The following is a 22,845-nucleotide window of genomic DNA, read 5'->3' on the forward strand; positions in this document are numbered from 1 at the left end:
CATCAGAAAACACAGGATTATGAATAACGTTTTTGTATATCTGGAAATAGAAGATGGTCACGTGGCTGATGTCAGCCTTGAATTACTGACCAAGGGACGTACTCTCGCCAATGAGCTGAACTGTAAACTCGAAGCTGTAGCATTGGGATCAAAGCTGGAAAATGTAGGTAAGTATGTATTTAAATATGGTGTGGATGTACTTCACGTAGGTGATGATCCACGTTTAAGTCCGTACACCACTTTACCGCATTCAAAAATATTGATTGAACTGTTTAAGGAAGAAAAGCCACAGATTGGCCTTATGGGGGCATCCAGTGTGGGACGCGATCTTGGGCCTCGTGTTTCTTCAGCCTTGCACAGTGGTTTAACAGCAGATTGTACCTCCCTTGAAATTGGTCCACATGTGGATAAAAAGGCAGGTAAAACATATGAAAACCTGCTGTATCAGATTCGCCCTGCCTTTGGGGGAAACATCGTGGCAACCATTATCAATCCTGACTGTCGTCCGCAAATGGCTACAGTTCGCGAAGGGGTGATGAAAAAAGAAATCGTTTCTGACATTTATAAAGGAAAGACACAGAAGATTGATGTGGATAAAATGCTTTCAGAGGAAGATCTGGTGGTGAAAATCATTGAGCGCCACATGGAGAAATCCAAAGTAAATATCAAGAACTCATCCATTATCGTATCTGGTGGTTATGGTGTTGGTTCAAAGGAAAACTTCGATCTGTTGTTTGAACTGGCTTCTGTACTTGGTGCCGAGGTCGGTGCATCCAGAGCGGCTGTTGATGCCGGTTTCTGCGAAAAGGACCGTCAGATCGGACAGACCGGTGTTACCGTAAGGCCCAAGCTGTATATTGCCTGCGGTATTTCGGGGCAGATTCAGCATGTTGCCGGAATGGAGGAAAGTGCCATGATCATTTCAATTAATAATGATCCGAATGCACCGATCAATCGCATTGCCGATTATGCCATTCACGGGAACCTGGAGAACATCATCCCGAAAATGATCAAATACTACAAACAAAACACCAAGTAAGGTTTAATCTTAAATTTTGAAACAATGGCTAATTATTATACAGATAACCCCGATTTAAGGTTTCATCTCGACCATCCACTGATGAAAAAAATTGTGGCGTTAAAAGAGAGAAATTTTACTGAAAAAGATAAGTTCGATTATGCCCCGATAGATTTCGAGGATGCTATGAACAGCTACGATGAGGTGCTGAAAATTGTAGGAGAGATCAGTGCGGATATCATTGCAGAGAATGCAGAATCGGTAGATGCTGAAGGTCCCAAACTGGTAGATCATGGAGTGCAGTATGCCAAAGGAACTGCCGAAAATATTGACGCCCTGGTTAAAGCTGGTCTGATGGGGATTACATTGCCTCGCCAGTATAACGGACTGAATTTCCCGATAGTACCATACATAATGGCAGCAGACATCGTATCGCGTGCTGATGCCGGTTTTGTAAATATCTGGGGATTGCAGGACTGTGCTGAAACCATAAATGAATTTGCTTCTGATGATCAGAAGGAAAGATATCTGCCCCGTGTTTGTGCAGGAGAAACCATGGCTATGGACCTGACAGAGCCGGATGCCGGTTCTGACCTTCAGGCTGTAATGCTGAAAGCGACTTATAATGAAAAGAAAGACGAGTGGATTCTGAATGGTGTAAAACGCTTCATCACAAATGGTGATGGTGATATTTCACTTGTGCTTGCCCGTTCCGAGGAAGGAACAACAGACGGTCGTGGATTGTCTATGTTTATATACGATAAAAATGATGGTGGTGTTTCTGTGCGCCGCATCGAAAATAAGATGGGGATTAAAGGGTCGCCAACCTGTGAACTGGTCTTTAAAAATGCCAAAGCAGAACTGGTTGGATCACGTCGCCTGGGTCTCATAAAATATGTAATGGCCCTTATGAATGGTGCCCGTCTGGGTATTGCTGCCCAATCGGTAGGTGTATCAGAAGCCGCATATCAGGAAGCACTGGCTTATGCCAAGGAACGTCAGCAGTTTGATAAGGCGATTCTGGATTTTCCGGCAGTATACGAGATGCTGTCCATTATGAAAGCCAAACTGGATGCCTCCAGAACACTGTTATATGAAACATCGCGTTTTGTGGATATTTATAAAACATATATGCACATTGCCGAAGAGCGTTCACTTGAAAAGGATGAGCGTGCGGAAATGAAGAAATATCAGAAGCTGGCCGATATGTTTACACCGCTGGCAAAAGGATTGTCCAGTGAGTTCTGTAACCAGAATGCTTACGATGCCGTGCAGATTCATGGTGGATCCGGTTTTATGAAAGATTATCCGGTGGAGCGAATTTACCGTGATGCCCGTATCACTTCTATTTACGAGGGAACGACACAGCTGCAGGTGGTGGCTGCCATCCGTGGCGTAACAACACACGGTCTGCTGGCTCAGATGCGGGAATACGAGATGCAGGATCTGGTACCTGAGTTGCACCCGATGCGCCGTACACTGATTGGAATGACAGAGGAATACGAAAAAACTGTCAACAAGGTACAGGCATTGAAAGATAATGAATACCTCGATTTCCAGGCGCGTCGTCTGGTTGAAATGGCTGGTAATATTATTATGAGTTACTTACTTGTACTGGATACCAACCGTGATGACCGTTTCAGAAGGTCAGCCCAGGTATTCCTGCAGTTTGCGAAATCTGAAAACCACAAACATGCTGATTTCATTGAAAACTTCAGCATCGATCAGATGAGCAATTATAAGTTTGCTTAATTGAGAAAAATTTTCAAGTCTATAGCCCGGCTAATTTTAGCCGGGTTTTTTGTTTTCTTAGGTACTGAATTAAATTAAATGAAATAATAAATGTTAGGGACACCCAAATCGGATGTCCCTAACATTTATTTTGTTTCTTTGCACCATAAAATTTTAAGATGGGAGCACTGTTAGAAGTTAAGGATTTAAGCAAGTACTGGGGCGAGATATTAATGTTTGATGCCATTAATTTTACTCTAGCAGATGACAGCCGAATGGCGCTGATAGCGCGTAATGGTACCGGCAAAACATCATTGCTGAACATCCTTACCGGTCTTGACATTGCGGATAGTGGCACTGTGAATGTGTTACCTGATGTGACCATCGGTTACCTGAAACAGGATATAGAATTTGATCCGGAACTGACTGTAGTGGATACGTTGTTTGATGTCAGCAATAAAACAGCAACAATTGTCAGGGACTATGAAGAGGCTGTTGAAAGCAATGATCCTGACCGTATTCAGAAAGCCGTTGATGCCATGGATGTGGCCAAAGCCTGGGACTATGAAGTCAGGATAAAACAGGTGTTGACCAAACTGAAAATACCACGTTTTGAGCAGAAAGTGGGACAGCTTTCCGGAGGCCAGAAAAAACGACTGGCACTTGCCGTAATTCTGATCAGTGAACCTGATCTGATGATCCTGGATGAACCGACCAACCATCTGGACCTGGATATGATTGAGTGGCTGGAGGAATACCTTCAACGGATGTCTGCAGCGCTGTTTATGGTGACGCACGACCGCTATTTTCTGGATCGTGTCTGCAACCAGATCATTGAACTGGAGGATCAGACCATTTATACCTACCAGGGCAACTACAGTTATTTTCTTAAGAAAAGGGAAGAGCGCATAGAGGTGATGAAAGCCGAAGTGGAGAAAGCCCAGAATCTGTTGCGCACGGAGCAGGACTGGATGAACAGGATGCCAAAAGCCCGTAGCCATAAAGCCAAATACAGGATAGATAATTACTATAACCTGAAGGATAAAGCTTCGCAGCGGTTCAACGAGGATCAGGTGGATATCCGCGTGAAATCTTCTCGCATGGGTAAGAAGATCATAGAACTGAAGCATATCAGTAAATCATTCGGAAGCCTTACAATTCTGGACGATTTCTCATATATATTTTCACGGTTCGAAAAGCTCGGAATCGTTGGAGAGAACGGAACCGGGAAATCGACTTTTCTGAATATTCTAACGGGAGCATTGAAAGCGGATTCCGGTACTATTGATACCGGTGAGACCATTAATATAGGTTATTTCCGGCAGGATGGTATGGATTTCAGTGCTGGTAAAAAGGTGATTGAGGTGATTACAGATATATCAGAGCACATTGAACTGGGTGACGGGCATAAGGTCACTCCCGCTCAATATCTGAACCATTTTCTGTTTCCAAACTCTATGCACCACGTATTGGTTGAAAAGCTGAGCGGTGGGGAAAAACGCCGCTTGTACCTGATGACGGTGCTGATGAAGAATCCGAATTTTCTGATTCTGGATGAACCGACTAACGATCTCGATATCATGACACTGGGAATTCTGGAGAGCTATCTGCAGGATTTTCAGGGATCACTGATTGTGGTGTCGCACGACCGCTTTTTTATGGACAGTGTAGTGGATCATCTGTTTGTTTTTGAAGGGAATGCCGTTGTCAGAGACTTCCCCGGGAACTATACGGAATTTCGTCAGAAAATAAAGGAAGAACAGCGACATGAACAACTGGAAGAACAGAAACAAAAAGAGTCGGATAAAAAGCCTGAACCTAAAAAAGCAACCAACAAGCTGACGTGGAAGGAACGTAAGGAAATGGAGGCGCTTGAACAAAAAATCAGTGTGCTTGAAACTGAAAAAACAGAGATCGAATCGGCCCTGAGTTCAGGAAATTTAGGCAATGACGAGTTGATGGAGAAATCGAACCGGATTCAGTCCATCATGGATGAACTGGATGAGGCAGAGATGCGCTGGCTTGAACTGAGTGAGAAGGATCAGTAAACAATTTCGCCTCGGAAACTTACAGTTCCTGTATCCGCATTCAGTAATTCGAATCCATGGTAGTTATCTGAGATAAAGCGTTTCATCTCAAGCCTGGATCCAAACATTACTTCTCTTAGAAAATTTACGGTTATTTCTTTTGGCTGGTTTTTGAGGATAAAGGCTTCCGAATAGGTGTCGAACATAAATTCCAGATAGCGTAGAGTGGTTAAATGATGATTCATATCTACATCGGAGTATCTGACAGTGTAGGTTGTAACCGATTCCGGTTCGCCAGAAAAGGATAAAGCCGGAATTGTTTCATTCACTGCATGTTTGTCTTTTAGTCTATATAATAACTCCTCATCCTTCAGGTGAACTTTCGGTCTTTTGGATTTTGCATCAATGATCATCCAGGTACTTGTGATGGATGCAACAGCTTTATTATTACCGTCTTTTATATCAGCATCTCTTATGTATTGTATCCTGTCCATACCCTTGGGCCAGGTTTCCAGGACTAATTCACCGGGCCAGGTTGGTACAGAGTGTATGATAAATTTTAAACGTGTTAATACCCACGCTAATCCTAAAGGAGTCAGATGGCTGAATCCCAGGTTTAAAGCCTCTGCATGATTCCATGCAGCCTCAATATAATAATTGATAAGAGAACTTACTTTTAAAGTGCAACGAAAATCGACATCCTTGGGATTAATTGTAAACTGTTTTTCAAGAATTTGTAGTGTGGAATCCATGCGTTTATTTTTTCAGGTTAAAACTAACAAATACAGGGTATATCATCCGGATCAAACTTATTTTTTTAAGTTATTTTTCGATCTTTTCTCAGCTACTTCCTTCATTTTATTGGTCCTGTGTTGGTAAAATGAATTGATAAACCCAAAGATAATGCCGATACCGGTTAATACATAAACCATGGTAAAGATCTTACCAAAGGCCGTTTGTGGTACAAAGTCTCCGTAGCCGACCGTAGTTAGTGTCATCACAGAAAAGTAAAGTGAATCCAACCATTTCCAGTGTTCTACAAAGTGATAGATAAAAGTTCCGTTCAGAAGAACGGTGAACGTGGCAATGGTGAGGTTCCGGTACGGTTTTATTTTCAGGAAGTCAATGATATGTCGGATCAGAAAAAACATGATTTTAGCTTTTTGTTGCGAAGGTATAGAAAAAAGGGTTGTTCCGGCAATTGCAGATAAGTGCAGAATACTTTCGAAGATTAACGCTGACGTCCAATTTTGAAAAGCATTTTCAATTGGAATCGCTTTTGGCGTATTAACCGGTCCAGGCTTTTAAGAACTGAGCGTAGGATAGCTTATTCTGTTAGTGTAAGTGGGTAGATTACAATAATATGACCAGATAAAGTTTTAGAAACTACTCAGATTTGTTGCAATAGAAATATGGTTACTGGTTCCTGCCAGATGATAACGGGCCGAACCATAGCTGATTCGAAACTTACTGATCTTCACGCCAAATCCCCAGGAAAAACCAACGGTTGACATGGCATTTTCAATGCCTAATTCATGCCGGCGTTGAAAGTTATAACCTGCTGCCACATAAAGATTTTTGGAGGGTACAAATTCAACTCCAAATACAACATGCCGTAATACCTTTGCGCCGACAGTAGGTCCGTTATCTGTTTCTGTTAACAAAGGATTTGAATATTTATCCAGTCCTGATTCATAAGTCAGATCCGGCATCTGAATATGATTGGCAGTCAATGAAAAACGGAGAGGTGCATGATTCAGCTTTTGCGTAAAACCCATCTGTATTTCAAAGGGCATGGGCTCAAAATTATCTTCAGTATATGTTTTTACCTGTGTTCCAAAATTCTTAAACACCAGTCCGGCTGAGAAATTATTATTCAGATAGCTAATACCTGCATCAAACAGGATGCCATAGGATGAATACTGTTCAAAAGCAGAGAACACCTGTTTAAAAGCAAGACCGCCATTCCATTTGGAACTGATGGGATAACTCCATATGAGGCTGAGTGCTGTTTCCTGTGCCACAAAATTGCCTGTAAAATTGCCCAGTTCATCATAGCCGTCAAAATTTCCCTGGTTGATGTATTGAACACCTAAAGCAAATGTTCCGAAAGCGTTATAATCTCTGGAATAGGTGGCGTAGCCAAAATTTATATCCGCAATGTAATTGACATAGTTGACGGCCAGATTGTTATGCATTGTATCGCGTAAAAGTGCCGGATTTCCTAAAGCCATAGATGGATCCACATCCTGAAGGGACACATTTGTACCTCCCAGTGCACCGGTGTGTGCAGAACCCGGCAGGTTTAGGAATTCGTATGTGTTTTCACCTTTCTGAGCCCAGCCTGAAAGACCGAATAAAGTAAATAAAGCAATCAGCAGAAACCTCATGGGTTTTATTTTAATCTTGAAACGCAATGGTTCCGTATTTATTTTTATGTTCGTGAACAAATATAAAAAAAGCCGCTTCAATTCCTCGAAGCGGCTTATAAATTTTTTAGATTGCACTATGCAGGATGAATAGCATCAGTCGGACAAACATCAGCACATGTACCACAATCGGTACAGGCATCTGCATCTATAGTATAAATATCACCTTCGGCAATAGCTTCAGTAGGACATTCATCAAGACATGATCCACAAGCAATGCAATCATCATTAATTACGTAAGCCATAATTTATCTAATTTTTAAGTTATAATCGGAGCGACAAATTTAGACTTATTAATTTAAAATTCCACTTCAAATTGTTAAAAATATATTTTTTAGAATCATTATATATAGAATTTTAAATGTGTTAATATAAGCGCGTTACAGCGTGTTGTAGAAGGTCTCATAAATGTTAAATGTTTTTACGCTCAGCAGGAAATTGGAATAGTTCCTTCAATTCGAATGTCAAAAATCCGAAAACGTTTAAAAAGAATTGCAGAATGAAAACAAAACAAATTATTCCATTAGCACTTGGATTATTACTTACAGGAACATTCATGGTGCAGGCGCAGAATTTTAATAAGCGCGGACCAAACACTTGTGTTCAGAACGGACCAAAGGCAGGACAGGGCAGAGGCCAGAATTTTGGTGCAGCACAGTTTGCAGATTGTCCCGCTTTAAGCGATGAGCAAAAAGCAACTTTGAATTCTTTACAGGAAGATCACAGGACTGAAGTACAAAAGCTGCGATTAGATCTGGAAGCTAAAAAGGCAAAACAGAAAACGATGGTTGAAGCAGCAAATCCTGATATCAAAGCCATTGATAAAAACGTTGACGAGATTGCTAAACTGCAGGCGCAGCTTGCCAAATCCAATGCATCATTCAGGGTTGAGGTAAAAAAGATCCTTCCCGGTGATTGTCCAACAGCAAGAGGTCAACGTAATGGTCAGGGATTCGGACCTGGTAAAATGAACGGTCAGCAGGGAAGAATGGGCAAAGGCAACGGCCAGGGACGTGGCAACGGCCAGTTTGCGGGTCGTGCTGATGGACAGCATCCCGGTCCCGGCAATGGTCATGATTTAGGTCGTGGTAATGGCCAGAGATTTAACAATGGTATGGCAATGAAAGGTAGTTGTACCGGGGAAGGATTTCATGGAAACGGTATGGGCATGCGCAATGGTATGGCTCATGGACAGAATTTCAGAGGTGGCATGAAAGGAGGAAACCGTGGTTTCGCCGGACGTGGAAACGGAGTTCGTCAGGGAAGAGGGATAAGTCCGCGGGTAATATTATCAGAAGAAACCAAAGATCTTCTGCAGAAAAATATGCTTGCAGTTTCGGCACAGACACGTGATCTGAGAAATCAGATCAATGAGTTACAGGTGAAACAAAGAACTCTGCTTTCTGTGGATCAGGTTAACATGAAAGATGTGAACAAAAACATTGATGAGATTGCGAAACTGAAAGCTCAGGTCATGAAAACACGTGTAAATGCACGGGTGGAGGTATTGAAACAACTGTCACCTGAGGAAAAAGAAAAAGTTCTGCTTTCAAAACCTTTTATGCAAGGTCGGGGAAGTGGATTCAGAATCTAGTTTCATATAATATAGGGTGAAATGGGACTTCCTTTCGGGAGCCCCTTTCCATGTTTTCATTCTGTTCGAATACTATACCAAACTCAGATAATTTCTGAGACACATGAATAAACACGTAGAAAAAGGTTGCTGAGAGGCAACCTTTTTATATTAGTGGAAAGGGATTAATCCACTCTGATTTTTACAACAACTTTCATTACATTCTCCGGTTCATCAATGGCAACACCAGGTGTATGAATATCATCCGGAAAAAAGATGGCGAAACTGCCTTCATTCATCATGATGAGTGATACCGGACAATTGTAGAAACTCACATCTTTTTCAGGATTGTATCCCACAGATGGTTTTTGACCTTTATACGGTGCATAACCTATTTTTTCATTGCCTTTTACCACATACTGAATGTCGATATAATTCCTGTGGTTCTCTGTTTTTGCTTCTTCAATAGGTTTGGTGCTGTAATGACTCACCGCTGCAAAAATGGTATCACCATCAATGGTATATTTACCATCTTCGAACAGGCTGAAATCTGTTTTCTGAATGTACTCAAGTCCTCTTTTTATGCGTTCTCCCAGTGTGTAATATAAGGGGGCGTTGGAAAGTTTATCTGCAATCATGGTTTATTTATTTTTTTCAAAGGTAGGGTTTTAGTTTTATGAAGTATAAAATGTGAATGAAAAGTGTTGGCTGTATTTATTTTTATGACTTAAAGAGCGGCTTTTAAGTATAAATTTTAATATGAAAATATGGTTCAAAAAGTGACAGTTTTTTGAACAATTATTCTAATCGTTAGGAAAGTTTTCAACTCTAATTTTTAGTATCTTGTGCCGAAAGCTGTTTCATTTCCTTCAGGGAATGAATTTAATTGTTGTATACAGAATGCATGATCCATCTATTGTAATAATTATCTGTTGTATTTATTTTGCTATTTTAATTCTGGCGGGCATATATGCTTCGAGGAAGAACAAAAGGGCTTCGGATTATCTGATTGCAGGACAAAAACTGAATCTTGTTTTTACTATAGCTACTTTGTCAGCAGTGCAGATTGGTGCCGGAATTATTCTTGGAGGATCAGCCAATGGAGAAACCATGGGGATCTGGCCCGGAATGTGGTATGCCCTGGGATGTGGTGGTGGTCTGATCCTGGCCGGAATATTTATTGCAGGAAAATTAAGAAAAAAAGACAGCTTTGTACCATTGGATTTTTACGAACTACGCTATGGGCGAAATAAATGGGTACGTGTTTGGGCATGGGCCAGTAATGTGCCAAGTTTACTGGGCATTTTTGTAGCTCAGCTTTTGGCTTGCGGAAGTATTCTGTCAGCTTTTGGCATACCATTTTATACCGGTGTTATTATTTGTGCCATTGTAATTTTAATTTACAGTACACTTGGAGGTATGTGGGGTGTGGCCATTGCCGATTCCATTCATACTTTTGTCATTATTGTAAGTATTCCCGTGCTTGCCATTGCATCTGCATTATTGTTGAAAGAGAAAGGTATCTTACTGGTATCTGTTATGAACACACCGTTTATCCCTGCGGGAATGTTTGCCAAATTTGTTTATCTGGTCATACCTTTTTTAATAGCAATTTCTGTATCGTACGATGCTTATATAAGGTATCAGTCGGCTAAAAATGCATGGACGGCCAAATGGGGTTGTATAATTGCCGGCATCGTAGTAATCATTATCGGAACTCTGGCGTCATTGATAGGTGCCATCGGTCATTATATTGTACCTAATGCCAAAGAGGGAGTGTTCTCTGCCATGGTTATTCAGTCACTGAATCCGGTGTTTGCTGGTGTTGTAATTGCTGCCATGCTTGGAGCTGCCATGTCCAGTGCTTCAGGATTACTGGTGGCAATGGGGGCGACATTTTCACGTGATTTGTATAACCGTTTTCTGAACCCGGAAGTTAAACTCGATGATCTGCCCAAAGCTAAACTCATTTCAAGGCTTGCGGTTGGATTAAGTGCAGTAGCAGGTATACTTTTGTCTTTTAAGGTGACAAATATTCTGGATGCTATTATTATATTCAACTATCCTTATATGGGAAGTCTGCTGGTGCCATTGCTGGCAGGTGTGTTATGGAAGGGCGCTACGAAAAAGGGTGCTGTTGCAGCATTGTTTACAGGAGGTGTAATTGGTGTGGGATCCTTTTTAGCTGGCATTCCGGGACCTCTTGCAAATTGGGTCAACCCGGATATGGGATTGTTTTACGCCTATTTTGCATCGTTAATAGTTTTAATTGTAGTTAGTATAACTGATAAACAAAAATATGAGTATGCATAATAACTGGCCTTACGATTTGGAATGGGACATAGAAGAGTCTGTTGACGCTGATATTCTGATCCTGGGTGGAGGTATAGCCGGATGTATGGCTGCCATTGCTGCCGCAAAAAAGGGGCAGAATGTAGTACTTGTGGAAAAGGGCGCTACAAAAATGAGCGGTGCCGGGGGATCGGGTTGTGATCACTGGGAATCCGCTGCTACCAATCCATGTTCTAAAGTTACACCGGAGGAACTGACACAGGCTATGCTCGACGATAATGATGGCTATAACAATGGTATTTCCCATTACATTGAATGTCGCGAGGGCTACGACCGCCTTCTGGATATTGAAAAGATGGGAGGAAAAATCCGGGATACGGAAGATGAGTTTATTGGTGCGGCTTTTCGCGATGACAGTACAAAATTTATGTTTGCATATGATTATCAGAATAAATTTACGTTGCGCATTTGGGGTACAACGTTTAAACCAGCCATGTACAATGAACTAAAAAGGCTAAATGTAAAAATTGTTGATCGCGTAATGATTACTTCGCTGTTGACTGAAAATGGTGTTCAGGGTGCAAGGTGCATTGGGGCAACCGGTATCCATACGCGAACAGGAAAGTTTTTTGTGTTCCGGGCAAAAGCCAGTATTATGTGTATGTCGAGGCCTGCACGTATTTGGTTATTCTCTTCTGCGCATACCGGATTGTCTGAATTCAGACCAACACAGTGTGTTGGTGATGGGCATGCTATGGGATGGAGAGCAGGTGCTGAGTTTACTATGATGGAAAAATCGGTTGGTGCAGAGTTTTCTGCGGCCGGTAGAAGTTATCCGCCTTATGGTGCAGGAAATAATCATAATACCTGGTATGGTACATCCCTGATTGATGCCACAGGGAAAGAGGTACCTTATGTGGACAGGGATGGTAATTTGCTTAAAACTGTGGAAGAACGTTTTTATCCAGCTAAAGGACAACACTTTTTTATGAAAGGAGGTTCTGTGGATGAACCCAGTTATGGCATTGAAGGACCAGAAACAATACCATTTTCAAAACTCCTGAAAGAAGGTTATAAGCTCCCCTTTTATGCTGATTTAACAAATCTGCCGGAAACAGAACGCAAAATCATTTGGGGTATGATGGTTGGTGAAGAGGGTAAAACAAAGGTACCGGTTTACGAAAATTATAGGAAAGCCGGATTTGATCCTGAAAAACATGTGTTACAGTGTTACGGAACCGGCTGGACATCAGCTAGTTTTTCACCTCAGGAAAGACAGTTATTTGGGTTGCCAGGCGGTTTCCTGAACGACTGGAAACTGGCTTCCAGTCTTGAAGGTTTATATGTTGCAGGTGATGCACTTTATGCGTCCAACTGTTATGGCCATGCAGCTGCAACAGGAAATTATGCAGGTCGTCATGCATCTGATTATGCAATGAAGACAGACTTGACAGAACCAGTGCGCAGCCAGATAGAAGATGAAAAAAAGCGGGTTTATGCTCCGGTGTATAATAACCCGGATAGTGCCATTGGCTGGAAAGAGTTGAATGAAGGTATCGCCAAAACAATGCAGAATTATTGTGGTGGTATAAAATACGATGATCTTATTCAGACGGGTTTATTGAGATTGGAAGAATATGAAAAACATATCGTGCCAAACACGTTTGCCTATAATCCTCACGAGTTGATACGACTACTGGAGGTATTTGATATTCTTACTGTTTCTAAGATGATTCTGCATGCTTCACTTCAACGACGTGTTAGCTCCAAACCATTGTGTTTTGAAAGAGGCGACAATGAAAAGAAAGAAACCGAGAGGGATAAAAAGCTGATTGTGATTAAACAAAAGGATGAAACAGTAAATGTAAGAGATCTGGCAGTGGATTTCTTTGGTGACCTGAAAGAAAATTACGAACGAAATAATCCCGATTATAAAAGCAGTAAGTCATGAGCAATATGCGTTTGGATCTGATCCCCGAAATGCCGGTAGCTAAGCCAATTATAATTAATGAAGATTTGTGTATAGGCTGTAAAAAATGCATGGAAATATGTCAGGTAGATATTTTTGTGCCCAATCCTGATACTTTAAAGAAAGCGCCCTTGGTTCTTTACCCCGGCGAATGTTGGTATTGTGGTAATTGCGTGGTAGTATGCCCTGTGGAAGGAGCAATAAAGTTACAACATCCGTTAATGAACAGGGTTCATTGGATAGAAAAAGAAAAGCTTGGGAAACATAAATAACGTAATTAGAAATTTTGATGTAATAAAACGAAAATATATGAAACATATTTTTATTGGCTTGATGGTTGTGTTGGGATTTGCAGCTCCGTTAAGAGCACAGAATAATTCATTGGAATATGCATTATATGATTTACCTGATGTCGTGTTCAGAGAAATACCGACAAGGGGAGATTTTTCCCAAAGCTATGAGTTACATATTAAACAGTTTCTGGATCATGAACATCCGGAAAAAGGTGTTTTTTACCAGCGGGCGTTTCTTTCGCATAAGGGATTTGATAAACCCATGGTGATGTATATCTCGGGTTATAGCCAGAGAAGCGTATATGTAAGTGAAGTGACGCAATTGCTGGATGCTAATCAGTTATCTGTGGAACACAGGTTTTTTGGTGAAAGCTTGCCTGATTCCATGGATTATAAATATCTGACCATTGAACAGGCCACAGCAGATCTGCATCATATAAATGAACTGATGAAACAGATATACAAAGGAAAATGGGTAAGTACAGGTATCAGTAAGGGCGGAGCAACTGTTATCTTTTATAAGTATTTTTTCCCCGATGATGTTGATGCAGCAATTCCTTATGTGGCGCCGATAAATACTGAATTGGAAGAAAAGAGTCTTTATACATTTCTGGATACAGTTGGAACTGACCAGTGCAGGGAAAATATATTCCTGTTTCAGAAACGCATGTTTCATCATCGTAGTGAGATTTTACCATTACTTGAAATGTACAGCGAAGGTGCCGGGCTGAAATTCAATTATCTTGGACTGGAAGGCGCTTTTGAATATGCAGTGTTGGAATATCCTTTTGCATTCTGGCAATATGGTTCACCATGCGATGAAATTCCGGCAGATACCTGTTCACTTTTGTCTGCTGTGAAATATTTTATTAAGGTTAGTAATATTCGGTTGTTCAGCGATAGTGACATAGATTATTTTTTGCCACATTATTACCAGTCTGCAACTCAACTGGGATATTACGGTTACCGTACCGAAAGGTTTAAAGAGGACCTGAAGGTATTACCTGTTTATCCCCATCCGAACGCTGCAATTGTACCACAAAATATTCCGGTTAAATTTGATGGTTCCGTACTGAAGGCAGTTCATAGTTGGGCAAAAACAAAAGGAAACAGACTGATGTATGTGTATGGTTCCAGCGATACATGGACCGGTTCTGCTATACAACCTTCTGATAAAGTAGATGCTGTATGGTTTTTTATGAAAGGTAAAAACCATGGTTCAGCACGTTATAAAGAGATGACACCGGAAGAAAAGGAAAAATACAGATCCACACTTGAAAGATGGCTTGGATTTAAAATTGTGAATTCAGATATACGGTAGATCCCAAAAAATAACTATGTGCAAAAATTTTTCGGGAGTCCTTTTATATAGATATTTGCGAATTAAATCATTTGGATCCCTATTATAGATTGAGTTTTAGTCAGATTTAAATATTATCTAAACGCATTTTTATTACACTGGAAATTCGAATTTTACAATATTAATGACACTTTCGTTGACATTAATTATATTAATGTCTATATTTGTGACATGAATAATGATAAACGTTCCTATAATAATACTCGCCGGGCTAAGGAAGCAGGAAATACCAAAAACAAGATTATAAAAACTGTAGGTCTTTTGTGGACCAAACATTCTTTAAAGGATATTACGCTTGAAATGATCGCAAAAGAATCAGGTGTTACTATCCGTACCATTTTGCGAAAGTTTGGTTCAAAGGAAATGCTGCTGGAAGAATGTGTTTCTTTAGATGCACCTGATATTATGCACGGAAGAGAAACGGTGATAGTGGGAGATGTGGATCAGACCCTACAGACCTTACTTTCGAATTACGAATCGATGGGAGAAGCAGCTGTTCGTACCATAAATCTTGAGCCAGAACTGGATATTGCCAGAAAAATAGGGGAAGAGGGAAGAAAAAAACACAGGGAGTGGTGTGCCCGGATGTTTGCTCCTTACTTACCCAAACCGGATACTTCACATTATGAAACAGACCTTACCGCATTTATCGCTTGCACAGAGATATATTTATGGAAATTAATGCGAAAAGACCTTAAGATGGGCGAGGAACAAACGCTGGCTGTCTTTAAAAAGATGGTTGAAGGTCTTATTTCGCTTCATACTAAAAGCGATAAAAAATGAAAAAACTGAATTTTCTTTTTGTGATGATTGATGGAGGAGGTAATGTGCCACCAACATTTGGTGTGATCAAAAAATTAATCCAACGAGGGCACTCAGTTAATGTGTTGGCTGAACCATGCTTAGAGCGGGCTGTTAAGGCTATGAAATGTAATTTCATTCCATTCACGGATTATTTTATCAAAAAAGACAGGAAGGAAGATTTTCTGCGGGATCATAGTGCAACCTTGTTTAAGAATCCAATTTTCGAGCGTGTGATATTCGGACCGGCAGAAACGGTTATTGATCAGACTATTACCGTTGCCAGGCGGCAGGCTGTCAATGTGCTGATGGTTGATATTCTGCTCTTTCCTGCTTTAATTGCCGGAGAATTCCTTGATATTCCAAAAATGTTGATATTTCATATGCCCGAGTATATGCCGGGTCCGAACAGACCGCCTGGAAATATGGGACTGAAACCGGGTACCGGAATTCTTACCAAAATGCGGGATCGGATTTTAGGGAAACTAATGATCTCAAAATTCAATGAATTCAAACCTTCATTGAATAAAATCCGATCAGGGCTTGGGTTACCGCTTTTAAACAATACGATTGATTTATTGAATATGGCGGATATGAGGATCATCCAGACGTTAAAGAGTTTTGATGTCCCGATAGATCCGGCACCTGAGAATGTAAGATATGCAGGACCTGTACTCGATGATCCGGACTGGACGCAATCTGAAAAATGGGAATATCCATGGGACAAAAAGGAAAAGAGCCCATTGATCGTTATCTCATTTTCTTCAACCTTTCAAAATCAGCTGGTAGCTGTTCAAAATTGCATCAGTGCTTTGAAGGATTTGCCGGTTAAGGGTTTGGTAACATTGGGACTGGCTATGGAGAATTTTAACTTTGACGTCCCTGAAAATGTAAAACTGGTGAATTCGGTGCAACATTCTCAGGTATTCCCACATGCTGATATCGTAATTACTCATGCCGGACATGGAACAGTTATGAGAGCTTTGGCAAATGGGGTGCCCCTGATCTGTTTGCCAATGGGCAGGGATCAAAAGGACAATGCCATAAAAATTGAAATGAAAGGCTGTGGAATCAAACTTTCATCCGAATCAAAACCCTATAAAATAAAGAAAGCAATAGAAAGAATTTTAAATGATCCTGATTTTAAAATAAATGCTGTCAAAATACAAAAGGAGATTTTGGAAAATCCGGGAATGGATGCTGTTTTACTTGAAATTGAAAATAAGGTTTTGGCACATAAGGAACATAACATAGTTGCTCTTGTTGAATGAATGCTGATACTTCCTGTGGTCTGACGTAGCGAAAACGCTACGACAGACTTTTAATGCTTGGCAAAATACGGTAGGACTCCGATAGGAGTCCAATATTTGTAGCTTGTACCATGCTACAAATATGTGACCCCATCCGGGGTCATACACCATGTATAACATCATCTTTAATAGATTTTGACTTTATTTTGTACTCTATTTATATTCTTAATTTTTAGTGTTTTAAAAAAAGGATGGACATTTTTTAATAGTCACCGGGTGAATGGTTATATAATGTGCTTAATCACCCGGTGACTACGTTATGACGCGGTAGTTGGCCGTAACGTCTACGCTATAGCAGATTCTCAATGTTTTGGCAAAATACGGTAGGACTCCGATAGGAGTCCAATATTTGTAGCTTGTACCATGTTACAAATATGTGACCCCATCCGGGGTCATACAATTGTTTATATCCCAGACAAATTCTAATGTTTTATACAATATTGTTTTGAGTTGTATTAATCCTTTGAAATATATACCTTTAGGGTTGTAATAAAATGACCCCATTCCTGTTTGGAATCCGTGTTGAAAACTGACCATAAGAAAACATTATGAAAAAGTATTTACTCATTGTTCTTGCGCTTTCGGTCTTTGTTATGAGCAGAGCAAATCCGTTACCAAATCCACCACCTAATATATGGTTATCAGAACTTGGTTTCGATTCCAATGGCATCTGGACCATTGAATTAGGCTATAATAATATCTGGAATGAAAATACATTTATGCCAGTAGATAGTATTTTCATAAGTGCTTCAAACGGCAGAGCCAAATTGAAAAACCTGTCATTTAAGGGTGAATCCGGTGTAATGATGGTGACAACTGATAGCTTAATGTCCGATTTGAATATTAATCCGGTTGGCGACAGTATCCAAATTGAATATTACTGTATGGATTATACCGTATATAATAAAAAACTGACTAATCCGGTTGTATTTGGCAATTACAGAAATGCAACTCTGAAAGCACCAAAGACCGGAGAATCTATTGCATGTTACCCTGTTTTTAGTAGTCTGGAACTACATTATTGGTATGTTAATTATGAAAATTTTTACAGCTTAGATCTTTTACCAAATTTTGGCGCTGAAAATGATTCTTCTGGCATGTGTGCAACGTTAAAGGGTAATATATTTGATGAGAACAACAAGATATTGCTAAATTTCAACCGCCGGATATTTGCAAGAGGAATTGCAGATTTTTACCCCAAATCTGATGGTTCATATTCAGTTCGGGTGTTCTCAGCAAAAAATCAAATATCTCAGTTATTTTATGTCTTTGCTGGAAGCAGGTATATAGTGGATATAATCCCGATTAATCTTGACTTAAAACCCGATTCTGTTGGTACGGCAGATATTCATATTCAAAAAATTACGTCTGTACAGGAGGTTAAAACGGAACAGGTACAATTGCTCCGGATCGCACCAAATCCGGTTAGGGGTTCTGTTTTCAACTATGAGATATTCTTACCCATAAAATCATCAGAATGCTATCTTGAACTGGTAAGTCTAAAAGGGCAACGAATAGCTCAGTTTTCTTTATTAGAAAGCAAAGGTCTGATCACAGTTCCTTCTGAAGTTGAAAACGGGATGTATATTCTCACACTATACATCAATAAGAAGAATTACGGGACGTCTAAAATATTGATTTCAAGATGATAAAGGTCCTTTTTTGCTTTTTTGTTTTGTTTATTGCAGTTTCACCTTATGTGCAGGCTCAGAACAATGTTTCCTTCTTTGAAGAACATATCGATTTTGAAATAAATGCAGCCTGTTTTTCTGTTAATGGCATCTATTCATTTTATAATTCCGGTCCACAGGATAAGCTTCAGCCTATTACCTTTCCTTTTGCTTCGGATATGGATAAAATTGATTCTGTCAGGATAATCAATCTGAATACAGGAGGTTTAATTCCGTTTGCCAAACAGACAAAAGCAGTCAGTTTTATGTTAATTATTCCTGCCGGAGATACCGTTGATGTTAATATTTTTTACCGTCAAAAAACTTCAGATATCAATACCTATATCCTTACGTCAACACAGGCCTGGGGTGAACCTTTAAAAAACGCCGTTTATACCTTATCTACAGATGCGGACATAGGCATTAAGTCATTTTCATACCTGCCGGATTCTTCACAGATATCCAATAAGAAACAGTTTTATTTCTGGGAGATGCAGGATTTTATGCCAAAGCAGGATTTTGAAATAAGGCTGGATAGTTTGTAACAAGTCACCTGGTGAATAGTTACAAGATATTTTTACTCAACCGGTGATTACGTCATTACACGTCTTTGGCTGAAGTGTTTGCCTAGGGCAGATTTACAATGTTTTGGTAAAAACCGGTGGGACTCTTATAGGAGTCCAATATTTGTAGCCTTGAATATGCTACAAATATGTGACCCCATCCGGGGTCATACACCATGTATAACATCATCTTTAATCGATTTTGACTTTATTTTGTACTCTTTTTATATTCTTAATTTTTAGTGTTAAAAAAAGCATTTTTTCATAGTCACCGGGCGAATAGTTACAAAATGTGTTTACTCACCCGGTGACTACGTTATGGTGCGGTCGTTGGCTGTAGCGTCTACGCTATAGCAGATTCTCAATGCTTTGGCAAAACCCGGTAGGACTCCGATAGGAGTCCAATATTTGTAGCCTGTAACGCACTACAAATATGTGACCCCATTCGGGGTCAAACCATATTATATACCCTGTAAATCATAATGTTTTACACACCTATCGTATAATTGTTGCATTAATCACCTGAAATATATACCTTTAGAGTTGTTGTGAAATGAACCCATTCCTGTTTGGAATACTGAATATTAAACTATGCTGAAATGTTAGAGTATTAATTTGCTAAACCTGTTTTTAATGCTTGTGATTAAAAAAATATTTTTAAATGATAAGTTTATATTAATACTTATATTATTAAATTCTTTAGTTTTATTCATTCAAGGCTATATAGAAGATCCTTTTTACAATATCTTAATAAATGTTTTTGACCATTTCATAACCCTTTTATTTATTGTTGAAATGGTTATAAAAGTTGATGTGTATGGATTCAGGACCTACCTTAAATCTAATTGGAACAAACTTGATTTTGTATTAATCATTTTATCTGTACCATCTTTTATAACCTTTGTATTGGGAGTTGATTTATTAGATTTTAGTTTTTTATTGGTATTCAGAGTACTAAGAGTTTTTAAAACATTCAGATTTTTTAAATTCATCCCTGAAATCGGAAATTTGCTTAATGGCATTCGTCGTGCATTTAAAGCTTCAATTTTCATTTTTCTTGGCTTTACTGTTTATATATTCGTAATTGGTATACTTTCTTATTATTTATTTCATAGTTCTGATACAGAAAGTTTCAGTAATCCACTCATCTCGTTATATTCGACCTTTAAACTATTTACTCTTGAAGGTTGGTCAGATATTTCAGAAAGTTTAGTATCCTATTATCCCAGAGCATATTCAATATTAATTTATTTCTATTTCATATTTGTAGTATTGACAGGAGGAGTTTTTGGACTTTCAATCGTTAATTCGATTTTTGTTGATGCAATGGTCAGTGATAACAATGATGAATTAGAAAAAAAGATAGACAACCTGAATAGATTAGTAGCAGAATTAATAACTAAAACCCAAAATAATGAAACTAGAAAAAATCCTTGACAATGTTAATTCACTCGAAAAAAACTCATTCTTAAAGATTATTGACAACATAAAATCGTGTAATCCAAAGAATAGTAAGGAAATTGATAAGATCCTTTCGGATGGTAGTTTTGATTTAAAAAGTGTTGATAGCATCAATATTGCGAAAGTTTTTAACCTTGTTAAAGATGAGTTTGCTTTAACCATAAAATCTGAGTTTGTTAATACAACATCTCAGTTGGATATTTTAATTGATATATTAATAAGGGATGGAAACTGTATTTTAAAAAGGGAGTGGTTTGCTAAACTTTATGAGCTAGAGTTAAAGAAAATAATTTCAAAAGCAAAAGAGATGCAAGCTCAAATGGAATCTGATAAATCTGACTTTGAAGATTGCAGAAAGAGAGATTATTTAATCTATCGATCCTGTGTAAATACTGCATATTCAAATGATGAAGCAAACAATCGTGATGCTAAAATAACTGACGATGAACTGTCTATATTGATTACATTAACTAAACAATTGGAATTATCACAGGAAGAAGTCAAATTATTAAATTATATGACAATTCCTCCTGAAAAGCAAGATATTGATACTGTGGTAAATTTTCTAAAAACCATAGGTGTAATATTCTATTCTAAAAAAGTTAATACTGTTTTTATTGCTGATGAGATGGTTCGGGTGCTTAGAAGGATAAGAGAAAAGGAGATTGCTGATAAATATTACAGGAGAATTCTTAAAACATTGAAAGAATCCCAAATCAATTTGATTTGCAGGAAACACAATATCAATACAAGAGATGTTGACTTTGAAACCAAAATAAAACTGTTAATTAACGAAGGTATTTCCTTGTATAATTTGTTAATTAATGATTTGCATAAGGAAGGTATAAATCTTACCGAAAAGAAGAAGTTCATTAACAATTTATGGGATAACGGTTTAAAAATTAATTCTCCCTTGAGAGGAGTAACGGTTGAGGAAAAAATTGAGAATATAATAAATTATTTTGAGGAGTTGGAGAGAGATGAAAAAGTTGGGATATCAATTGAGGGTTTTGAAAAACTTTTAATAGAACTCAGTGAATCTTTAAAATCATTTAGACAAATCGTTTTAAGGGAATTCCAAATGCCTGAAGATTTAGTTTTGAACAGTTCTAATTTACTTGACTACAACATTAAACCTAGAGACACTCTGGATATTCTGCCAGCAGACTTATTAAAAGATTTCATTGCAGAGAAGGAATTAAAATCTAGAGGTGATCTGGTTTTAAATATTTTAGATGCCTACAAGGATTCTGAAAATCTTTTAATTGAAAACTATGAGGCGATAGGCTTCAGGAATTTAAATGAGTTGAAAGATAATGGTATTAGAATTAAAGAAAGCGAATTAGGTCTTAAGTTTGAGGAATTAACTCAAACCATTTTTGAACAGTTGGGACTTAATGTTGATGAAAAGCTTAAAAATCAACTGGACAATTCAAAAAATAAAATTGACTTGATACTTAACCTGGGAGATAGCAATATAATTATTATCGAGTGCAAAACGGTTAAGGAAAGTGGATTTAACAAATTTAGCTCGGTTTCCAGACAAATAAAATCATATGTAGATTTAGCTAAGAATAAAGGTTTTAATGTAGTAAAGTCTTTGCTAGTGGCGCCAGAGTTTAGCGACGAATTTGTTAATGAGTGCGATTTAGAGTTTGAAATAAATCTTTCTTTAATAACAGCCAAAACATTGATAAACGTTTTAGAGGCGTTTAGAAACTCTAAACATAAGCAGTTTCCCTATCAATTACTATTAAAGGATGTTTTAATAAATGAGGATCGAATTATTAAAGCCATGAAGAAGTGAGCCATATGCAATTTTAATCAGTTTAAACTTATGCTAGTATTACCTGCTATACAAATTGAAAAGGCAAAACCCTCAGATTACAGCGTTTTGACAGAAATTGCATTTTTGGCGAAAAGACACTGGAATTACCCGGAATCGTATTACAGGATATGGCAGGATGAGTTGACAGTAAGCAAAGATTATATCAATCAAAGCATAGTATATAAGGCACAGGCAGGAGAGTTCGTCGTTGGCTTTTATTCCCTCTCTGAAAATAAATCTGATTTTTATTCCGGTGATGTTTTTGTTTCAAAAGGGCATTGGTTGGAGCATTTGTTTATATTTCCGGAATATCACAATATGGGAATAGGAACTTTATTAATGCAACATGCCATAACCATTTCCAAAAAATTAGGGATTTCGGAGTTATTGATTTTTGTTGATCCCTATGCCAGCGGATTTTATGATAAAGCGGGCGCAGAGTTTTTATATAATTCAAAGTCGTCTATTCCCGGCAGGATGATTCCTGTTTATAGATTGAAAATCAATTGATTAAGATAGA

At 38.7% G+C, this 22,845-nt stretch carries 20 protein-coding genes; 15 read left to right on the forward strand and 5 right to left on the reverse strand.

The genetic code is table 11. The features are described from left to right. The first annotated feature begins 19 nt into the window (after nt 1–19). From ACE1ET_RS00590 to ACE1ET_RS00600, 3 genes are all read left to right on the forward strand, one after another. Nucleotides 20–1,039, forward strand: coding sequence for an electron transfer flavoprotein subunit alpha/FixB family protein (locus ACE1ET_RS00590; RefSeq protein ID WP_375726409.1), 1,020 nt, complete (start codon nt 20–22; stop codon nt 1,037–1,039). A 24-nt stretch (nt 1,040–1,063) separates the two neighbouring features. Then, complete coding sequence (locus ACE1ET_RS00595; RefSeq protein WP_375726410.1) at nt 1,064–2,770, forward strand: acyl-CoA dehydrogenase family protein; 1,707 nt, start codon at nt 1,064–1,066, stop codon at nt 2,768–2,770. Between the two features lie 158 nt (nt 2,771–2,928). Beyond that, nucleotides 2,929–4,797, forward strand: a complete 1,869-nt coding sequence (locus tag ACE1ET_RS00600; protein WP_375726411.1) for an ABC-F family ATP-binding cassette domain-containing protein — start codon at nt 2,929–2,931, stop codon at nt 4,795–4,797. Here the strand turns inward: ACE1ET_RS00600 and ACE1ET_RS00605 are convergent. From ACE1ET_RS00605 to ACE1ET_RS00620, 4 genes are all read right to left on the reverse strand, one after another. Beyond that, complete coding sequence (locus tag ACE1ET_RS00605) at nt 4,791–5,528, reverse strand: acyl-[acyl-carrier-protein] thioesterase (RefSeq protein ID WP_375726412.1); 738 nt, start codon at nt 5,526–5,528, stop codon at nt 4,791–4,793. The genes ACE1ET_RS00600 and ACE1ET_RS00605 overlap by 7 nt on opposite strands. 57 nt (nt 5,529–5,585) lie before the next feature. After that, nucleotides 5,586–5,927, reverse strand: a complete 342-nt coding sequence (locus tag ACE1ET_RS00610) for a potassium channel family protein (RefSeq protein WP_375726413.1) — start codon at nt 5,925–5,927, stop codon at nt 5,586–5,588. Nucleotides 5,928–6,155: 228 nt separating this feature from the next. Then, a complete protein-coding gene (gene porQ / locus ACE1ET_RS00615; RefSeq protein ID WP_375726414.1) occupies nt 6,156–7,166 on the reverse strand; it encodes a type IX secretion system protein PorQ in 1,011 nt (336 codons plus the stop codon). A 116-nt stretch (nt 7,167–7,282) separates the two neighbouring features. Continuing rightward, on the reverse strand, nt 7,283–7,450 hold the full coding sequence (locus ACE1ET_RS00620) for a DUF362 domain-containing protein (protein ID WP_375726415.1): 168 nt from the start codon (nt 7,448–7,450) through the stop codon (nt 7,283–7,285). Nucleotides 7,451–7,704: 254 nt separating this feature from the next. Between ACE1ET_RS00620 and ACE1ET_RS00625 the strand changes: the two genes are divergently transcribed. Beyond that, a complete protein-coding gene (locus tag ACE1ET_RS00625; protein ID WP_375726416.1) occupies nt 7,705–8,799 on the forward strand; it encodes a periplasmic heavy metal sensor in 1,095 nt (364 codons plus the stop codon). A 164-nt stretch (nt 8,800–8,963) separates the two neighbouring features. On the opposite strand, the gene ACE1ET_RS00630 is transcribed toward ACE1ET_RS00625, so the two are convergent. Further along, complete coding sequence (locus ACE1ET_RS00630) at nt 8,964–9,416, reverse strand: NanQ anomerase/TabA/YiaL family protein (RefSeq protein WP_375726417.1); 453 nt, start codon at nt 9,414–9,416, stop codon at nt 8,964–8,966. Between the two features lie 238 nt (nt 9,417–9,654). On the opposite strand from ACE1ET_RS00630, the gene ACE1ET_RS00635 reads away from it, so the two are divergent. From ACE1ET_RS00635 to ACE1ET_RS00685, 11 genes are all read left to right on the forward strand, one after another. Continuing rightward, nucleotides 9,655–11,091 carry a sodium:solute symporter family protein gene (locus tag ACE1ET_RS00635; RefSeq protein WP_375726418.1) on the forward strand — a complete coding sequence of 479 codons (1,437 nt, stop codon included), beginning with the start codon at nt 9,655–9,657 and terminating at the stop codon, nt 11,089–11,091. After that, on the forward strand, nt 11,078–13,021 hold the full coding sequence (locus ACE1ET_RS00640; RefSeq protein WP_375726419.1) for an FAD-dependent oxidoreductase: 1,944 nt from the start codon (nt 11,078–11,080) through the stop codon (nt 13,019–13,021). The genes ACE1ET_RS00635 and ACE1ET_RS00640 overlap by 14 nt, the downstream gene beginning before the upstream one ends. Next, on the forward strand, nt 13,018–13,311 hold the full coding sequence (locus tag ACE1ET_RS00645) for a 4Fe-4S dicluster domain-containing protein (RefSeq protein WP_375726420.1): 294 nt from the start codon (nt 13,018–13,020) through the stop codon (nt 13,309–13,311). The genes ACE1ET_RS00640 and ACE1ET_RS00645 overlap by 4 nt, the downstream gene beginning before the upstream one ends. A 37-nt stretch (nt 13,312–13,348) precedes the next feature. Beyond that, nucleotides 13,349–14,653 carry a S28 family serine protease gene (locus tag ACE1ET_RS00650; protein ID WP_375726421.1) on the forward strand — a complete coding sequence of 435 codons (1,305 nt, stop codon included), beginning with the start codon at nt 13,349–13,351 and terminating at the stop codon, nt 14,651–14,653. Nucleotides 14,654–14,863: 210 nt separating this feature from the next. Beyond that, nucleotides 14,864–15,475 (forward strand): TetR/AcrR family transcriptional regulator, encoded by a 612-nt coding sequence (locus ACE1ET_RS00655; protein WP_375726422.1) that lies wholly within the window; start codon nt 14,864–14,866, stop codon nt 15,473–15,475. After that, the gene (locus ACE1ET_RS00660; RefSeq protein ID WP_375726423.1) at nt 15,472–16,764 is read left to right on the forward strand and encodes a nucleotide disphospho-sugar-binding domain-containing protein; all 1,293 of its coding nucleotides are present in this window, start codon (nt 15,472–15,474) and stop codon (nt 16,762–16,764) included. Before ACE1ET_RS00655 ends, ACE1ET_RS00660 begins: the two co-directional genes overlap by 4 nt. Nucleotides 16,765–17,351: 587 nt before the next feature. Continuing rightward, nucleotides 17,352–18,452 carry a T9SS type A sorting domain-containing protein gene (locus ACE1ET_RS00665; RefSeq protein ID WP_375726424.1) on the forward strand — a complete coding sequence of 367 codons (1,101 nt, stop codon included), beginning with the start codon at nt 17,352–17,354 and terminating at the stop codon, nt 18,450–18,452. Then, a complete protein-coding gene (locus ACE1ET_RS00670; protein ID WP_375726425.1) occupies nt 18,449–19,018 on the forward strand; it encodes a hypothetical protein in 570 nt (189 codons plus the stop codon). The genes ACE1ET_RS00665 and ACE1ET_RS00670 overlap by 4 nt, the downstream gene beginning before the upstream one ends. Before the next feature lie 651 nt (nt 19,019–19,669). Beyond that, on the forward strand, nt 19,670–20,473 hold the full coding sequence (locus tag ACE1ET_RS00675; RefSeq protein ID WP_375726426.1) for an ion transporter: 804 nt from the start codon (nt 19,670–19,672) through the stop codon (nt 20,471–20,473). Then, nucleotides 20,451–22,304 carry a PDDEXK family nuclease gene (locus tag ACE1ET_RS00680; RefSeq protein ID WP_375726427.1) on the forward strand — a complete coding sequence of 618 codons (1,854 nt, stop codon included), beginning with the start codon at nt 20,451–20,453 and terminating at the stop codon, nt 22,302–22,304. Before ACE1ET_RS00675 ends, ACE1ET_RS00680 begins: the two co-directional genes overlap by 23 nt. Nucleotides 22,305–22,334: 30 nt before the next feature. Then, entirely contained in the window at nt 22,335–22,835 is a 501-nt protein-coding gene (locus ACE1ET_RS00685) for a GNAT family N-acetyltransferase (protein ID WP_375726428.1), read from the forward strand. The last annotated feature ends 10 nt before the right edge of the window (nt 22,836–22,845 follow it).

Source organism: Quyinboa mangrovi (genome assembly GCF_042219825.1).
GTDB lineage: Bacteria > Bacteroidota > Bacteroidia > Bacteroidales > UBA5342 > JBHJHP01.

Excerpts from the sequence above, each read along its gene's own strand:
- ACE1ET_RS00590 (WP_375726409.1), top strand. The coding sequence starts at position 20 with ATGAATAACGTTTTTGTATATCTGGAAATAGAAGATGGTCACGTGGCT.
- ACE1ET_RS00595 (WP_375726410.1), top strand. The coding sequence starts at position 1,064 with ATGGCTAATTATTATACAGATAACCCCGATTTAAGGTTTCATCTCGAC.
- ACE1ET_RS00600 (WP_375726411.1), top strand. The coding sequence starts at position 2,929 with ATGGGAGCACTGTTAGAAGTTAAGGATTTAAGCAAGTACTGGGGCGAG.
- ACE1ET_RS00605 (WP_375726412.1), bottom strand. The coding sequence starts at position 5,528 with ATGGATTCCACACTACAAATTCTTGAAAAACAGTTTACAATTAATCCC.
- ACE1ET_RS00610 (WP_375726413.1), bottom strand. The coding sequence starts at position 5,927 with ATGTTTTTTCTGATCCGACATATCATTGACTTCCTGAAAATAAAACCG.
- porQ (WP_375726414.1), bottom strand. The coding sequence starts at position 7,166 with ATGAGGTTTCTGCTGATTGCTTTATTTACTTTATTCGGTCTTTCAGGC.
- ACE1ET_RS00620 (WP_375726415.1), bottom strand. The coding sequence starts at position 7,450 with ATGGCTTACGTAATTAATGATGATTGCATTGCTTGTGGATCATGTCTT.
- ACE1ET_RS00625 (WP_375726416.1), top strand. The coding sequence starts at position 7,705 with ATGAAAACAAAACAAATTATTCCATTAGCACTTGGATTATTACTTACA.
- ACE1ET_RS00630 (WP_375726417.1), bottom strand. The coding sequence starts at position 9,416 with ATGATTGCAGATAAACTTTCCAACGCCCCCTTATATTACACACTGGGA.
- ACE1ET_RS00635 (WP_375726418.1), top strand. The coding sequence starts at position 9,655 with ATGAATTTAATTGTTGTATACAGAATGCATGATCCATCTATTGTAATA.
- ACE1ET_RS00640 (WP_375726419.1), top strand. The coding sequence starts at position 11,078 with ATGAGTATGCATAATAACTGGCCTTACGATTTGGAATGGGACATAGAA.
- ACE1ET_RS00645 (WP_375726420.1), top strand. The coding sequence starts at position 13,018 with ATGAGCAATATGCGTTTGGATCTGATCCCCGAAATGCCGGTAGCTAAG.
- ACE1ET_RS00650 (WP_375726421.1), top strand. The coding sequence starts at position 13,349 with ATGAAACATATTTTTATTGGCTTGATGGTTGTGTTGGGATTTGCAGCT.
- ACE1ET_RS00655 (WP_375726422.1), top strand. The coding sequence starts at position 14,864 with ATGAATAATGATAAACGTTCCTATAATAATACTCGCCGGGCTAAGGAA.
- ACE1ET_RS00660 (WP_375726423.1), top strand. The coding sequence starts at position 15,472 with ATGAAAAAACTGAATTTTCTTTTTGTGATGATTGATGGAGGAGGTAAT.
- ACE1ET_RS00665 (WP_375726424.1), top strand. The coding sequence starts at position 17,352 with ATGAAAAAGTATTTACTCATTGTTCTTGCGCTTTCGGTCTTTGTTATG.
- ACE1ET_RS00670 (WP_375726425.1), top strand. The coding sequence starts at position 18,449 with ATGATAAAGGTCCTTTTTTGCTTTTTTGTTTTGTTTATTGCAGTTTCA.
- ACE1ET_RS00675 (WP_375726426.1), top strand. The coding sequence starts at position 19,670 with ATGCTTGTGATTAAAAAAATATTTTTAAATGATAAGTTTATATTAATA.
- ACE1ET_RS00680 (WP_375726427.1), top strand. The coding sequence starts at position 20,451 with ATGAAACTAGAAAAAATCCTTGACAATGTTAATTCACTCGAAAAAAAC.
- ACE1ET_RS00685 (WP_375726428.1), top strand. The coding sequence starts at position 22,335 with ATGCTAGTATTACCTGCTATACAAATTGAAAAGGCAAAACCCTCAGAT.